Origin of the sequence: Parvimonas oralis (assembly GCF_047608425.1) — a bacterium.
GTDB lineage: Bacteria > Bacillota > Clostridia > Tissierellales > Peptoniphilaceae > Parvimonas.
Genome location: NZ_JBLKRS010000001.1, coordinates 67,478 through 82,248 on the forward strand (window position 1 = coordinate 67,478; position 14,771 = coordinate 82,248).

Consider the following 14,771-nt stretch of genomic DNA (forward strand, 5'->3'; position numbering starts at 1 on the left):
GGAGGGTATATTTTTTATAAAATCAGAAAGGGGATGATTTTTATGAAAAAAGTTGTAATACCTTTTATTATAGTTTGTTTTATAGTGATTGGAATTGCAATAAGATTTATGGGAAATGGTAAAAAAGGAGAGAAAGTTATGGAAAAACCAAAAGTTGATTTAAGTTCAATTAAAAATAAGGGAGAAATTTATTTAGCAGGAGGTTGTTTCTGGGGTGTTGAAGGATATTTTTCAAAAATAGAAGGCATTGCAGATACAACTGTTGGATATGCAAATGGAAATGGTTCAGAAACTAGTTATGAGAAAATTAAAAGTACTGATCACGCAGAAACGGTGCATATAGTTTATGATAAAGATAAAATTTCACTTGAAGAAATTTTGCAACATTATTTTAGAATAATTGAGCCTACAAGTGTTAATAGACAAGGAAATGATAGTGGAAGACAATATAGAACAGGTGTGTATTTTACTGATGAAAATGACAAATCAGTTATAGAAAAATTTATTGATGGACAGAGGGCAAATTTTGATAAACCTATAACCGTAGAAGTTGAAAAACTTAAAAATTTTGTAGTTGCCGAAGAATATCATCAAGATTATTTAAAGAAACATCCAAACGGATATTGTCATATTGACTTAGGTCTTGCTGATAAGCCTCTTGAAAGAAAAGACGGAAAATATAAAAAACCAAGTGAAGAAGAATTAAAAAATAAATTGAGTGACTTAGAATATAATGTTACTCAAAATGGAGCAACTGAAAGACCATTTTCAAGCAAATATGATAAATTTGACAAAAAGGGAATATATGTTGATATTGTTACAGGAGAACCACTTTTTTCTTCAAGAGATAAATATGACGCCGGCTGTGGTTGGCCAAGTTTTACAAAGCCAATAGATGATAATATAAACTTCAAAAAAGATGATAGTCACGGTCTTAAGAGAATTGAAGTAAAAAGTAAAGGAGGAGATTCTCATTTAGGTCATGTTTTTGATGATGGCCCAAAAGATAAGGGTGGAAAGAGATATTGTATTAATGGAGCTTCCTTAAGATTTATTCCTTTAGAAGACATGGAAAAAGAAGGATATGGAAAATATATTGATAAAGTTAAATAAAAATATTTTTGAGATTTAGTTGGGAAAAGGTATATAATTATGTTATTTTAATTTTATACCTTTTTTGTTTTAAAATAATATGCTTCTAAAATATTAATATTATGCAAATTGTTGAAAAAATAGACGATTTTAATCTTGTTTATCAATGATAAAATTGTAGCAAAAACTTAAAAGTTTTCCCAAAACATATTGACTTATAAATTAATAAAAGGTATAATACAAGTGACTAATTTTATAGGAGGTATTATATGAACTTATTATCTAGTTTCGTATTACTAGACGGTTCAAATCTTGTTGATACTATCAACAAAATAAACGATTTTATCGCTGGTAATATACTTATGTATGGTTTGTTATTTGCGGGATTATTCCTTTCATTTATTTTGGGCTTCCCACAAATCACAAAATTAGGAAAGGCTTTTAAATTAGTTTTTGGAGGACTTTTCAAAAAGAAAGAAGGACCTAAAGAAGAAGGTTCAATGTCTTCATTCCAAGCATTGGCAACAGCAGTAGCCGCTCAAGTAGGAACAGGTAATGTTGCAGGGGTTGCAACTGCTATTACTGCAGGTGGACCTGGAGCAATTTTCTGGATGTGGTTATCAGCATTCTTTGGAATGGGAACAATTTTCGTAGAAGCAGTTTTAGCTCAAAAGTACAGATCTAAAATTGATGGCGAATTTGTAGGAGGACCTGCATATTACATATCAAAAGGTCTTAAGAAAACCGGAGTATTTGCTAAAATTTTAGCCGGATTTTTTGCTATCGCTATAGTATTAGCTTTAGGATTTATGGGTAATGCCGTTCAATCAAACTCAATAGCATCAGGTATTAGAGGTATTCAAGGACTTGAAAATATTAATCCAGCTATTATCGGTGTTGTTATTGCTATTTTAGCAGCTTTAATTTTCATCGGTGGTATTGACAGAATTGCAAAATTTGCTGAACTTGTAGTTCCTGTAATGGCAGTAGTTTACATTTTAGGAAGTATAGTTATATTGGTTATGTTTGCAGGTGAAATTGGACCTACTTTTGCATGGATTTTCAAGAGTGCATTTAATGGAACTGCAGTAGCCGGTGGTATCGCTGGGGCAGCAGTTAAAGTTGCTGTTCAAAAAGGGGTTGCAAGAGGTTTATTCTCTAACGAAGCCGGTATGGGTTCTACACCTCATGCTCACGCAGTTGCAAATGTAAAACACCCTGCTGAACAAGGTTTAACAGCTATTATTGGTGTATTCATTGATACAGTATTAGTATGTTCTGCAACAGCACTTGCAATATTAGTAACAGGTGCTTACAATGTTAAGGGAGCTGACGGAAAATTCTTAGCTGGAGCACAATTAACTCAACAAGCATTCAGAACTGCATTTGGTTCAGGTGGAGCTATTTTCTTAGCAGTATGTTTATCATTCTTTGCATTTACTACTATCGTTGGTTGGTATTATTTCGGAGAATCAAATATTAAATATTTATTCGGTAAAGCAGGACTTTTACCATATAGAGCTATAGTTCTTATTTGTATCGTAGCCGGTTCTCTTGGAGAAGTTGCTATTGTTTGGTCATTAGCAGATATCTTCAACAGCTTAATGGTATTACCAAACTTAATTGCTATTCTTTGGTTATCATTTGAAGCTAGAGCTATTATGAAAGATTACAATCAATGTCTATTAAATAATGATATACATTATGATTATGAAGTAAAATAGTAGATTTGATTAAGATTTAAGGAGAGATTTTATCTCTCCTTTTTTTATTATAAAAATTAAGTCTTAAAATTTTGTAACAGTTTTGTAATAATTTTGTAATTTTTGTTGCTTATTTTTAGCTATTTATTGATGTTGTATGAAAAATATGATAAAATTATTAACATCAGATGGTAAATTTAAAATATTTATTAGGAGGTATTTATGAAAATAAGCAAGAAAATTTTAATTTTTTCGATGTTATTATTAAGTGTACTGATTATTAAAAATTCATACAGTAATGAAAAAAAAGTTGAAGCTGCAGAGTATAAAAATAAAATTTTTTATGGAGACGATGGAAAACCTGCAAATTGGTGGTATAACGATGGAGAAGATTGGTATTTTTTCCAAGAAGGAAAGAAATATAATGGCTATGGAAAAGATGCATCAGGAAAGAAATACTTTGATAATGGAAAATATGCAAATTGGTGGTCTGATGACGGAGAAGATTGGTACTTTTTTCAAAACGGTGTAAAGCATACAGGGTATGGGAAAGATGCATCAGGAAAGAAATACTTTGACAATGGAAAATATGCGAATTGGTGGTGTAATGATGGTAAAGATTGGTATTTTTTCCAAGAAGGAAAGAAACATAATGGATATGGGAAAGATGCATCAGGAAAGAAATATTTTGACAATGGAAAATATGCAAACTGGTGGTCTGATGATAGCAAAGGATGGTATTTTTTCCAAAACGGTGTAAAGTATACAGGCTATGGAGAAGATGCATCAGGAAAGAAATATTTTGACAATGGAAAATATGCAAATTGGTGGTATAATGACGGAAAAGACTGGTATTTTTTCCAAGAAGGAAAGAAATATACAGGCTATGGAAAAGATGCATCAGGAAAGAAATACTTTGATAATGGAAAATATGCAAATTGGTGGTCTGATGACGGAGAAGATTGGTACTTTTTCCAAGATGGAAAAAAATTTACCGGACGAGCAAAAGATGAGTCAGGATATAGAGATTTTATAAATGGAAAATATGCAAAAACAGAAAATGGCTATATAGATGGAGTATTTTATACTAAAAATGGTGAATTAGCTAATGGATGGTATGATGACGGATATGATTGGTACTTTTTCCAAGATGGAAAAAAATATAGCGGATATGGAATAGATGGCAATGGAAAAAGATATTTTTATGAAGGAAAATATACAAATGGTTGGTATGAAATTTCTAAAGTATGGTACTTTTTCCAAGATGGAGTTAAACATACTGGTTATGGAATAGATGGTAATGGAAGAAAATACTTCTATAACGGAAAATATACTAATGGATGGTATGATGATGGATATGATTGGTACTTTTTTCAAGATGGAGAAAAATTTACCGGACGAGCAAAAGATGAGTCAGGATATAGAGATTTTGTAAATGGAAAATATAAGAGAAAAACATATCAATCCGAGTTTATAGATAAGATTTCTCCTGGAGTTTTAAAATCTATTAAGGGTAAAGGATTATTCCCTTCAATAGCAGTTGCTCAAGCTTGTTTGGAAACAGGTTATGGAACTGACAGTTTATCTCCTCCACCTATCTATAATCTTTTTGGAATAAAAGCTGCTAAAGATACTCCTCCTTCAAGATATTATGAAATAAGAACTGCGGAATATAAAAACGGCAAAAAATATTATATAATAGCTAAATTTATGAAATTTACTGGATATGATGAAGCATTTGAATATTATGCAAAGTTATTTACAAAAAACAAATGGCTTACTGAATATTATTCAGGTGTTTTAGCTGCGAAAACTCCTGAAGAAGCTGCAAGGGCATTAACAGGAACTTATGCTACTGATCCAGGATATGGACAAAAGTTACTCAATATTATTGATAAACATGGATTAAGAGAATTAGATAAGCAAATTTTTCCGAACGGAGTAAAACCTTAGATGAAAAAAATTAAGAACGAATTTATTGGGCTTTCATCAGGCTTTATCTGGGCAGTAAATGGTATGGTACTATCTCTGCTTATGAAAAGCGAACTGATTAAAAACTATAATGGGAAAATTATATTTTTTCTACCTTTAGTTTTTGCGGGATTTAACGATTTATTTGCAGGATTATTTGTTCTTGGATACAATGGAATTTTAAGGAAATTGAAAATGATATTACCCGCTTTAAAAACAAATACCGGAAAATGGGTTTGCTTTGCGGGATTAATTGGAGGGCCTGTTGGACAATGCTCATATATTATGGGCATTTCTCTAGCAGGTCCTGCTTATGCGATTCCAATTTCCGCATTATGTCCAATGTTTGGAACAATTTTATCTTTCATATTTTTGAAAGAAAAAATAAATTTAAAAACATTTATATGTATTGTATGTTGTATTGTAGGAACATTTATTCTTTCATATACAAAACCTACAGGAAATTATCCATATTTTTATCTTGGAGTTTTATTTTCTTTACTTGCAAGTTTTAGTTGGGGAATTGAAGCCACTATTGTAAGTTTTGCAACTAAAGAGGAACTTGAGGAAGAAATTATTTTAAATATTAGGGAATTAATTTCTGGATTAAGTATATTATTTATAGTTTTACCTGTATCAGGTTTATTTGGTGGTTTTATTACAACAATACAAAGTTTGAATGTAATAAAATATCTGCTTTTTGCAGGATTTTTTGCTGGATTAAGTTACTTGCTTTATTATAAAGCAATGAAATTAAATGGAGTTCCAAAAGGAATGGCTCTAAATAGCACTTTTAGTTTATGGAGTGTTGTATTATCAGTAATATTTTTATCTACACCACTTACTGTAACTTTATTGATAGGTGTTGCTATTGTAACCATATCAGTAATTGCTTTATCATTTAGTGGTTAGAGATTATGCAAAAATAGATAAATTATTTTAATAATTTGATGATAAAGTATTTATTTAAAACTGAAAATGTAGTATAATAAATATATATGAAAAATAAAAGGAGGAAATTTGTATGCATCCAATGTTACAAAAAAGTGTAGACTCAGGTTATATGAAAGAAGAACATGGTCTATATATCGAAGAAGCTATTGCTAAAGGAGAAACTTTAATTATTTCAGGACATAGATCTGCCGGAATAAGACCATTTATGGCAGCTATAATGGCTGTTGCTAAAGGTTCACATAAGACTGCTCAAGTTAAAGATGAAGCTGGAATCGAAGCTGCAAGTGATGTAGATTATATTTTAATTCCTGCACTTACAGAAGAAAACTGTGAATCAATGGTTCAAGCTGCTTTCAATAAAAAAGGTATGGGAACTATTACTTTCAAAGAAACTGAACTTAAATATTCAATGATGAAAATTATGAAAGTTCAAGCTAAAGAAGTTGGTGATTTAGGTAAAGTTGTTCATTTAATTGAATGTAGAAAATTAGATGGTATTCCACATTTAATTAACTTTAGTAAAATGACTTATGATGAAAAAGGAAAAGTTAAGAGAGAAGATTTACTAAGCTGTGAAGATTACGAATAAGATTAAGAAGCAAGAATTTGATTCTTGCTTTTTTTGTGCAAAAAATACTTTATGAGAAAATTCTAAAATAATCTTAATTGAAAAAATATGTATTTTATGTTATCATATTTGATAGTATTGGAGGATTTTTTGTGATTATTTTTGGATTAGACCCCGGAATTGCAATTGTTGGGTACGGAATTATAGAGGCTATCGGAAATAGAGTGAGACTTATTGATTATGGAGTAATTGAAACAAAAGCAGGTATTCCACTTCCTGATAGACTTAAAATTATTGATGAAGAATTGAATAAATTAATTGATTTGCATAATGTTGATGAACTTGCAATCGAAGAGTTATTCTTTAATAAAAATGTTAAAACTGTAATCAATGTTGCACAGGCAAGGGGGGTTGAAATATTATCTTTTATAAAGAAAAATATTTTAGCTTATGAATATACTCCTTTACAAGTTAAGCAGGCTATTACAGGCTATGGTAGGGCGGATAAAAAGCAAATGCAGGAGAGTATTAAGATGATTTTTAAACTTAAATCTGTTCCTAAACCTGATGATGCTGCAGATGCGTTGGCTATTGCACTTTGCCATTTTTTTAGCTTAAAATTTAAAGAACAATTTAGAATGAAATAGGTGTTTTATGTACGAATATATTAGTGGAGAACTTAAATTTATTTATAATGATTATATTGTTATAGATAATGGTGGAATAGGTTATAAGATTTTTACTTCCAACAATACATTATTTAATGTATCAGTTGGAGATTTTTATACAATTTATACAGATTACATAGTTAAAGAAGATTATGTTGCTCTTTTCGGTTTTAAAACAATGGATGAGCTTTCAATGTTTAAATTACTTGTAAGCGTAAATAGCATTGGTCCAAAGGTTGCATGTGGAATATTATCCTCGATGTCTGTTGATAGTTTGAAATTGACTATTGTAAATGGAGATGCAGTTGCTCTTTCTACAGCCAAAGGTGTGGGCAAGAAAACAGCACAAAAAATAATCTTGGAATTAAAGGACAAAATTTCAATTGATAGTATCAGTAGTAAAGATATTACAGGAATGGAAACAACTGTAGATAGTGGAAAAGACTTGGAAAAGAGAGAACTTATTTCAGATGCTTTAATAAATTTAGGATTTATGAAAAATGATATTGAGAGATTTCTTTCAAGTATAAATATTGATGAAATGGAAATAGAAGATATAATTAAACTTAGTATGAAAAAATTATAGGTGTTAGTATGTTTGAAGATTATGAAGATAGAATTATAGGTACGGGTTTTTCAAGAGAAGATATTGAAATAGAGACCAGTTTAAGACCGAAATGGATTGATGAATATATTGGTCAAGAAAAAGCAAAAGAAAGACTTAAAATTTTTATTGAGGCTGCAAAAACAAGAAATGAGCCTCTTGACCATAGTTTGCTTTATGGTCCTCCAGGACTTGGAAAAACAACTCTTGCAAATATCATTGCAAATGAAATGGGCGTTAATATCAGAGTTACTTCAGGTCCAGCCATAGAAAAGCCAAGCGACCTTGCAAGTATTTTGACAAATTTAAGTAAAGATGATGTTTTGTTTATAGATGAAATTCACAGAATAAATAGAAGTGTTGAAGAAATTTTATATCCTGCAATGGAAGACTATGCACTTGATATAATAATTGGAAAGGGTCCAAGTGCGAGAAGCCTTAGAATTGACCTTGAAAAATTTACTTTGATAGGGGCAACGACAAGAACAGGACAACTTACAGGGCCACTTCGTGACAGATTTGGAATTATGTTGAGTCTTGAATTATACAGTATTGAAAACTTACAAAAGATAATTACAAGATCTGCAGGAATTTTGGGAATTGAAATTGAACCTGATGGAGCGCTAGAAATCGCAAGACGTTCCAGAGGAACACCTAGAATTGCAAACAGACTTTTAAAAAGAGTTAGAGACTTTGCTCAGGTTAAGAGAAATGGAAAAATTGATTTACAAACCAGTAAAGACGGACTTGATATTTTAGAAGTGGATTCTCTTGGACTTGACACAATAGACAGAAAAATAATAACTACAATAATAGATAATTTCTCAGGAGGTCCTGTTGGAATTGATACAATAGCTGCTTCCACAGGCGAGGAGAGAATTACAATTGAGGATGTCTATGAACCTTACTTGCTACAAATAGGATTTTTAAGTAGAACAAGTAGAGGAAGAATTGTAACTGAAAAAGCATATAAGCATTTTGGAAGGATAAAAAAGTAACGATTATTTGATTGTTACTTTTTTGTGTTTAAGAAGATGTAAATAAATTTATTTTAAAAATGGTTGTTTACTTTAAAAAAATTTGAAAAATATTGAAAAACAATATATAATATAAGCTTGTAGATGTATTTTATAATTTAATAAAAGGAAGAGTGTTAATGAATAGTTTAAAAACTGATGATTTTGATTTTGAGCTTGATGAGTCTTTGATTGCTCAGTTTCCGCTTAAGGATAGATCAAGTTCAAAACTTTTAGTTGTAAATAGAGAAAATTTTGATTTAGAACATAAAAATTTTAAAAATATTGTTGATTATATAAAAAAAGATGATGTTTTAGTAATCAATGATACTAAAGTTATTCCTGCAAGACTTTTTGGAGCAAGACCCGGTAAAGACGAGGCTATTGAAGTTTTGCTTTTGAAAAAGCACGAGGATAATACTTGGGAAACTTTGGTTAAGCCCGGAAAGAAAATGAAAATAGGCTCAAAAGTTGAGTTTGGGAATGGAAAATTACTTGGAGAAGTTGTAGGTATAAGTGAGGAGGGAGAGAGATTTGTAAAATTTTCTTATGATGGAATTTTTGAAGAAATTTTGGACGAACTTGGAACAATGCCACTTCCTCCATATATTCACGAAAAATTGGAAGAAAAAGACAGATACCAAACTGTTTATGCAAAGCATAATGGCTCGGCTGCAGCACCGACTGCAGGACTTCATTTTACAGATGAGCTTTTAAAAGAGCTTAAAGAAAAGGGAGTTAAGATTGCAAGAGTTACTCTTCATGTCGGACTTGGAACTTTTAGACCTGTTAAGGTTGATAATGTTTTGGAACATAAGATGCATGATGAATATTACGAAATTTCAGAAGAAAGTGTTGAAGTAATTAATTCTGCAAAGGAAAAAGGAAATAGAATTTTTGCGGTTGGAACAACAAGTGTAAGAACTTTGGAAACAGTTTATAAAAAATATGGAAAACTTGTAGCTTGTAAGGGGAATACAGATATTTTCATATATCCGGGTTTTGAGTTTAAGGTTGTTGATTGCCTTATTACAAATTTTCATTTGCCAAAATCAACATTAATTATGCTTGTCAGTGCTTTTGCATCAAAAGAGATAATAATGAATGCATATAATGAAGCTACGAAAAATAAATACAGATTTTTCAGTTTTGGCGACGCAATGCTTATTAAAAAGGAGAAATAATGGAATTAAAATACGAATTGATAAAAAAGTCTTCGGATTGTAATGCAAGACTTGGAAAAATATATACAAATAGGGGTGTTATCGAAACTCCGATTTTTATGCCCGTAGGAACGAGAGCGACTGTTAAGGCGATGAATGTTGATGAGTTAAAAGAGATAGGCTCACAGATAATTTTAGGAAATACTTACCATTTGTATTTAAAACCAGGTCAAGAAATTATTAGAATGGCTGGTGGACTTCATAAGTTTATGAATTGGGACAAACCGATTTTAACAGATAGTGGCGGTTTTCAAGTTTTCAGTCTTGGAGATATTAGAAAGATAACTGAAGAGGGTGTAGAGTTCAGATCTCATATTGATGGTTCAAAGCATTTTATTTCTCCTGAAAAATCAATGGAAATTCAAAATGATTTAGGTTCTGATATTATGATGGCTTTTGACGAATGTGCACCATATCCTGCAAGTTATGATTATGTAAAAAATTCTATGGAAAGAACTTTACGTTGGTTAAAGAGATGTAAGGATTATCATAAAAATACAGATAATCAGGCACTTTTTGGAATTATTCAAGGTGGAATGTTCAAAGATTTAAGAAGAGAGTCTGCACTTGCTACAATAGATATGGATTTACCGGGATATGCTATTGGTGGACTTAGTGTAGGAGAACCTAAAGAAATTATGGTTGAATATCTAAATTATACAACACAATTTATGCCTGAAAATAAGCCTAGATATTTAATGGGAGTAGGAACTCCGGATTATTTATTTGAAGCTGTTGAAGCGGGGATTGATATGGCTGACTGTGTTCTTCCTACAAGAATTGCAAGAAATGGAACTGCAATGACTTCAAAGGGTAAACTAGTTATAAAAAATGCAAAATACGCAAAGGACTTTGCTCCACTTGATGATGAATGTGATTGCTATGCTTGTAAAAATCACACAAGAGCTTATATAAGACATTTGATAAATGTTGATGAAATATTAGGGGCAAGACTTCTTTCAATCCATAATTTAAGATTTTTACTTAAAACAATGGAAAATATAAGACAAGCAATTAGAGAAGATAGATTTTTAGAATATAAAAAAGAATTCTATAAAAAGTATGGATATGAGGATTAGAAATGAATAAATTTTTAAAATTATTGTTAATTTTAGCGATTACACCTATAATTTTGGCAACAGCAGGTTTTGCTGTACTACCGTCATCAGTTTTTGCTTATATTAAAGACGGTAAAGAAGTTTTTATAGGCTCCTTTATGATTTATACATTTGCTTTGGTAAATGTAGTATTATCATTCTTTGGAATAACATATTTAAGAAGAGTTAGAAAGAAATTTAATGATGAAAATTACCCAACAGGAGTAACTGTTGTAGCTTTTGTAAATCTGCTTATTTCTATTATGTGTAATTACTTTACATTTTCAGTTTTAAAACTTATGTTAAGAAATTCAAAAATGGAAATTCCTTTTTATGTAATTAGATTAGTTTTCACTTTAATTGCAATTTTGACTACAATATATGGAATTTATTTAAGAAGAGTAAATAAAGAAAGTGAATTTGCAATAAGAAATAAATGGACAATGAATAATGATATAGTTTTCGGATTTGCAAATAAATTTTCAGGAATTGTCTTTATTGCAGGTGGAATATTTCTTTCAATAGTATCTTGGATTATTGGAAATCAAAGTAAATTATATATAACAACTTTATTTACTCTAATAATTTGTGCAATATCATCAAACTATATAAGTAGAACAATAGGTATGAAATACAAAATGATGTATAAGGAAAAAGACAAGAAAATATAAATAAAAAAAGAAGTCGTTTAAGCGACTTCTTTTAATTTATATCTTTTTATGAATATTCCTAGTAGTGTATAAAATACTATGAATACAACTTGTGATGCAACAAATAGTAAAAATTTTTCAAAATTTATTTCTTCTAAAAACTTTACAAAATAATATTGTGGCATAAATTTAGAAACATTAATTAGGGCTTGTGGTAAGAATTTCATTGGTAAAAATACTCCTGATGAAAATGCCATTATTAATGTGAAAGCTGAATTTACACCGTTTACTACTTTTACATCTTTAGAGATTGATACAAATAATTGTCCAAGTGAAATTGCAGTAAATGAAAATATAAATACTGCTAAACTCATATATACTAAATCAATTTTAGCTATTGATTCATTCACTCTTGAAATTGAAACAACTAAATAAAAACTTGATATTAATATAGATATTATTATCTGAGCTAAAAATTGTTGTAAAGTTTGAGATTTTTGACTATAAGGGGACAAAGCCATTCTTTTTAAAAGGCTTTCTTTTTTAAATTCAGCATCAATATTTATAATTATTGAAATTATACTCATAAAAACTATATAACTTAGGATTAAAAAAGTAGTTTTAAAGGCTTCTTTTCCTTTTTCTTGATTATATAATTTAGTATCTATTATCTTTACATCAATCTCTTTCTTTAATGTATTTATTACCTCTTGTTGATCAACATTTGAATTTATTGCAGACAATGTGTAATTGAGATAACTTTTTAAATCTATTTTTAAAAAGGTTATATATGAAGTTTTTGTTGGTGCTAAAATTGAAATTGCTTTTTTATTATTTAACAAATTTTGTTTAAAATCTTTATTAATTACCATATAAGCTATAATTTTATCCTCAACAATTTGTTTTCTTGCTTCACTTTCTGTAATTTTTTCTTCTTTTACATTATGTTTTTCTTTTAGATAATTTATTAAGGCTTTTGATTCTTCGCTTTTATCTTCATCATTTATCATTAAGTCCAGCTTCATAGGTTTAAATTCGACATTATTATCTTTTGAGCTGGTAAATATAATCAACATAACCATAAAAATTATGAAAGAAAATAAAACTGCTTTTATATTTTTTATAAATATTTTCATATAATTTTTAAATATCATTATACTTATGCCTCCTCAAATATATTAATGCAATTCCAAATAGAACTATAGTAAATGGAATTATAAATTTAGCCATTGTAATTAAGTAGCTATTGTCATTTGCGATATTTACACCTAATAGTGCATTTTCCATATAGAATGTTGGATTTATCTTTTTTATTATAGGGAAAGCTGAAGTTATAGCATTTGTAACACTTGAGCCCATCATTCCTGAAGTATAATTCATTAGAAGAATACATCCAAGTCCAACCATTGTTTTAGTTTCGGTTTTTGCCTTTAAAGCAACTGCAAGGAACATTCCCATAGTTATTCCAAAAATCATAATTAAAAGTATAGTGATAATTGAAGCAAAATAGTTTGTTATTAAGGTTATCCCAAATACTAGTTTCAAATAAATAATCAATATTGTAGTATTTAAACCTGAGAGTATAAGTGAAGATAATATCCCATTTATTAAATAAGTTAATTTTTTTATTGGAGAAACTAACATTCTTACCGCAAAATCAGACGAATCATATAATATATTATCTATATAGATAACGCCATCAAACATAGTATATAGACTTGTCAAGATAATTATTGAAAAAAGTATGGGTTCGACACCTGTAACACCATGGTTCTTATCTTCTATAAAGTCTTTATCTATATTTTTTATAATTTCTTCCTGATTAATTTTAGTTTCATACATTTGTTTTATTTGGTCAAGGATATTTTTAACAACCATAACTTCTGAATTAGATGATATTATTTTTAAAGATAAATCATCTTCTATAAAGGCTTTATATTCTTTGTTTTTTAGGTCTGTTTGAACATCTTCTTTTACTTCTTTAAGATTAAGATATGGTATTTGTTTTAAAATGTATTCATGGGGATTGTTTTTGTTAATTCCAACATTTACTTTATCGAAATTTTTGCCCATATTAGGAATTATAAGACAAAAAAACGTAGCTAAAATTATAGGGAAAAAAGTATTCCAAAATAAACCTAGTTTATCTCTTGTTAAATTTAACAAATTTACTTTTAAAGCAGATATAATTCCCATTATTCTCTAAGCTCCTTTCCAGTCATTTCTAAGAAAATATCTTCCAGTTTTGGTTTCTTTGAAAAAATTTCTTCATAAACTACATTATTTTCATCAAGTAGGTAGATTAATTTTTTAATATTTCCTGTATCAGTTGAATAGTTAAAAGTTACTTGATTTTCCTTTGTTTCAATATCAATTACTTCGTCTTGTTTTTCCAAAATAGAAATAATTTCGGGTTTTATAAAACCTACAACTGTAATCTTTTCTTTTACACTTACTCCATTAATTAAAGTTTGCATATCTCCGGTTAAGATATTTTTTCCATTATCCATAATAGAAATTTTATTGCAAAGATATTCAGCTTCATCTAAATAGTGAGTAGTATAAAGAATTGATGATCCATTTTCAGCTAAATTTTTAATTCCGTCTAAGATAAACTTTCTGCTTTGAGCATCTACTGCAACTGTTGGCTCGTCTAAAATTACAAGTTCAGGCTTATGTGAAATACCACAAGCGATATTTAAACGTCTTTTAAGACCACCTGATAGCTTCTTTTCCAACATTTTTTCGTGACTTTGAAGTCCTGTAAATTCAATAGCTTCATTTACAAGTCTTTTTCTTTCGTTTTTATTAGATACATATAGACCACAAAAATAGTCGATATTTTCTTTTACAGTTAAATTATTAAAAACTGCAAGTTCTTGAGGAACAATTCCAATTTTTTTCTTAATTTCATATTCATTTGAAATATCTTTTTTGCCAAAAACTTCAATAGTACCGCTGTCATATTTCAAAAGCGATAGCATACACATAATTGAGGTTGTCTTTCCACAACCGTTTGGACCTATTAGCCCAAGTACATCTCCTTTTTCAAGAGATAAATTAAAATGGTCTAAAACAATTTTTTCTTTAAATTTTTTTATTAAATCTTCTATTTTTATAATCATAATTATCACCTCACCAATATTATATCAACAAATTTTTTAAAAAATTAGTGTATTATGTAATTTTATCAATATGACAAATGTAATTTTTTGAAAAATATGG

14 protein-coding genes are annotated in these 14,771 nt (G+C 29.2%); 11 read left to right on the forward strand and 3 right to left on the reverse strand.

From position 1 onward, the window contains the following. Window positions 1-42 precede the first annotated feature (42 nt). From msrB to ACMX2D_RS00465, 11 genes are all read left to right on the forward strand, one after another. Window positions 43-1,113, forward strand: coding sequence for a peptide-methionine (R)-S-oxide reductase MsrB (gene msrB / locus ACMX2D_RS00415; RefSeq protein ID WP_414972298.1), 1,071 nt, complete (start codon window positions 43-45; stop codon window positions 1,111-1,113). 248 nt (window positions 1,114-1,361) lie between these two features. Next, window positions 1,362-2,816 carry an alanine/glycine:cation symporter family protein gene (locus tag ACMX2D_RS00420; protein WP_414972299.1) on the forward strand — a complete coding sequence of 485 codons (1,455 nt, stop codon included), beginning with the start codon at window positions 1,362-1,364 and terminating at the stop codon, window positions 2,814-2,816. 201 nt (window positions 2,817-3,017) lie between these two features. After that, complete coding sequence (locus ACMX2D_RS00425) at window positions 3,018-4,748, forward strand: glucosaminidase domain-containing protein (RefSeq protein ID WP_414972300.1); 1,731 nt, start codon at window positions 3,018-3,020, stop codon at window positions 4,746-4,748. Next, on the forward strand, window positions 4,749-5,678 hold the full coding sequence (locus tag ACMX2D_RS00430) for a DMT family transporter (RefSeq protein ID WP_414972301.1): 930 nt from the start codon (window positions 4,749-4,751) through the stop codon (window positions 5,676-5,678). 112 nt (window positions 5,679-5,790) lie between these two features. Beyond that, window positions 5,791-6,309, forward strand: coding sequence for a hypothetical protein (locus tag ACMX2D_RS00435; RefSeq protein WP_414972302.1), 519 nt, complete (start codon window positions 5,791-5,793; stop codon window positions 6,307-6,309). 131 nt (window positions 6,310-6,440) lie between these two features. Beyond that, a complete protein-coding gene (gene ruvC, locus ACMX2D_RS00440; RefSeq protein WP_414972303.1) occupies window positions 6,441-6,935 on the forward strand; it encodes a crossover junction endodeoxyribonuclease RuvC in 495 nt (164 codons plus the stop codon). Between the two features lie 7 nt (window positions 6,936-6,942). Next, complete coding sequence (ruvA, locus tag ACMX2D_RS00445; RefSeq protein WP_414972304.1) at window positions 6,943-7,542, forward strand: Holliday junction branch migration protein RuvA; 600 nt, start codon at window positions 6,943-6,945, stop codon at window positions 7,540-7,542. Between the two features lie 8 nt (window positions 7,543-7,550). After that, window positions 7,551-8,558, forward strand: a complete 1,008-nt coding sequence (gene ruvB / locus ACMX2D_RS00450) for a Holliday junction branch migration DNA helicase RuvB (RefSeq protein ID WP_009447872.1) — start codon at window positions 7,551-7,553, stop codon at window positions 8,556-8,558. 158 nt (window positions 8,559-8,716) lie between these two features. Then, window positions 8,717-9,760 (forward strand): tRNA preQ1(34) S-adenosylmethionine ribosyltransferase-isomerase QueA, encoded by a 1,044-nt coding sequence (gene queA, locus ACMX2D_RS00455; RefSeq protein ID WP_414972305.1) that lies wholly within the window; start codon window positions 8,717-8,719, stop codon window positions 9,758-9,760. Then, on the forward strand, window positions 9,760-10,878 hold the full coding sequence (gene tgt, locus ACMX2D_RS00460; RefSeq protein WP_414972306.1) for a tRNA guanosine(34) transglycosylase Tgt: 1,119 nt from the start codon (window positions 9,760-9,762) through the stop codon (window positions 10,876-10,878). The genes queA and tgt overlap by 1 nt, the downstream gene beginning before the upstream one ends. A gap of 2 nt (window positions 10,879-10,880) precedes the next feature. After that, window positions 10,881-11,567, forward strand: coding sequence for an SdpI family protein (locus tag ACMX2D_RS00465; protein WP_414972308.1), 687 nt, complete (start codon window positions 10,881-10,883; stop codon window positions 11,565-11,567). Between the two features lie 17 nt (window positions 11,568-11,584). Here ACMX2D_RS00465 and ACMX2D_RS00470 read toward each other — a convergent pair whose 3' ends face one another. Genes ACMX2D_RS00470 through ACMX2D_RS00480 form a run of 3 tightly spaced genes read right to left on the reverse strand, consistent with a single transcriptional unit; the run spans window position 11,585 to window position 14,671 of the window. Next, the gene (locus ACMX2D_RS00470) at window positions 11,585-12,700 is read right to left on the reverse strand and encodes an ABC transporter permease (protein WP_414972309.1); all 1,116 of its coding nucleotides are present in this window, start codon (window positions 12,698-12,700) and stop codon (window positions 11,585-11,587) included. Beyond that, entirely contained in the window at window positions 12,690-13,742 is a 1,053-nt protein-coding gene (locus ACMX2D_RS00475) for an ABC transporter permease (protein ID WP_414972310.1), read from the reverse strand. Before ACMX2D_RS00475 ends, ACMX2D_RS00470 begins: the two co-directional genes overlap by 11 nt. Then, a complete protein-coding gene (locus ACMX2D_RS00480; RefSeq protein WP_414972311.1) occupies window positions 13,742-14,671 on the reverse strand; it encodes an ABC transporter ATP-binding protein in 930 nt (309 codons plus the stop codon). Before ACMX2D_RS00480 ends, ACMX2D_RS00475 begins: the two co-directional genes overlap by 1 nt. Between the last annotated feature and the right edge of the window lie 100 nt (window positions 14,672-14,771).

What these genes read in the sequence shown, in the direction of transcription:
- msrB (WP_414972298.1), top strand. Translation starts at nt 43, where the DNA reads ATGAAAAAAGTTGTAATACCTTTTATTATAGTTTGTTTTATAGTGATT.
- ACMX2D_RS00430 (WP_414972301.1), top strand. Translation starts at nt 4,749, where the DNA reads ATGAAAAAAATTAAGAACGAATTTATTGGGCTTTCATCAGGCTTTATC.
- tgt (WP_414972306.1), top strand. Translation starts at nt 9,760, where the DNA reads ATGGAATTAAAATACGAATTGATAAAAAAGTCTTCGGATTGTAATGCA.
- queA (WP_414972305.1), top strand. Translation starts at nt 8,717, where the DNA reads ATGAATAGTTTAAAAACTGATGATTTTGATTTTGAGCTTGATGAGTCT.
- ACMX2D_RS00465 (WP_414972308.1), top strand. Translation starts at nt 10,881, where the DNA reads ATGAATAAATTTTTAAAATTATTGTTAATTTTAGCGATTACACCTATA.
- ACMX2D_RS00470 (WP_414972309.1), bottom strand. Translation starts at nt 12,700, where the DNA reads ATGATATTTAAAAATTATATGAAAATATTTATAAAAAATATAAAAGCA.
- ruvB (WP_009447872.1), top strand. Translation starts at nt 7,551, where the DNA reads ATGTTTGAAGATTATGAAGATAGAATTATAGGTACGGGTTTTTCAAGA.
- ACMX2D_RS00420 (WP_414972299.1), top strand. Translation starts at nt 1,362, where the DNA reads ATGAACTTATTATCTAGTTTCGTATTACTAGACGGTTCAAATCTTGTT.
- ACMX2D_RS00480 (WP_414972311.1), bottom strand. Translation starts at nt 14,671, where the DNA reads ATGATTATAAAAATAGAAGATTTAATAAAAAAATTTAAAGAAAAAATT.
- ACMX2D_RS00475 (WP_414972310.1), bottom strand. Translation starts at nt 13,742, where the DNA reads ATGGGAATTATATCTGCTTTAAAAGTAAATTTGTTAAATTTAACAAGA.
- ACMX2D_RS00435 (WP_414972302.1), top strand. Translation starts at nt 5,791, where the DNA reads ATGCATCCAATGTTACAAAAAAGTGTAGACTCAGGTTATATGAAAGAA.
- ACMX2D_RS00425 (WP_414972300.1), top strand. Translation starts at nt 3,018, where the DNA reads ATGAAAATAAGCAAGAAAATTTTAATTTTTTCGATGTTATTATTAAGT.
- ruvA (WP_414972304.1), top strand. Translation starts at nt 6,943, where the DNA reads ATGTACGAATATATTAGTGGAGAACTTAAATTTATTTATAATGATTAT.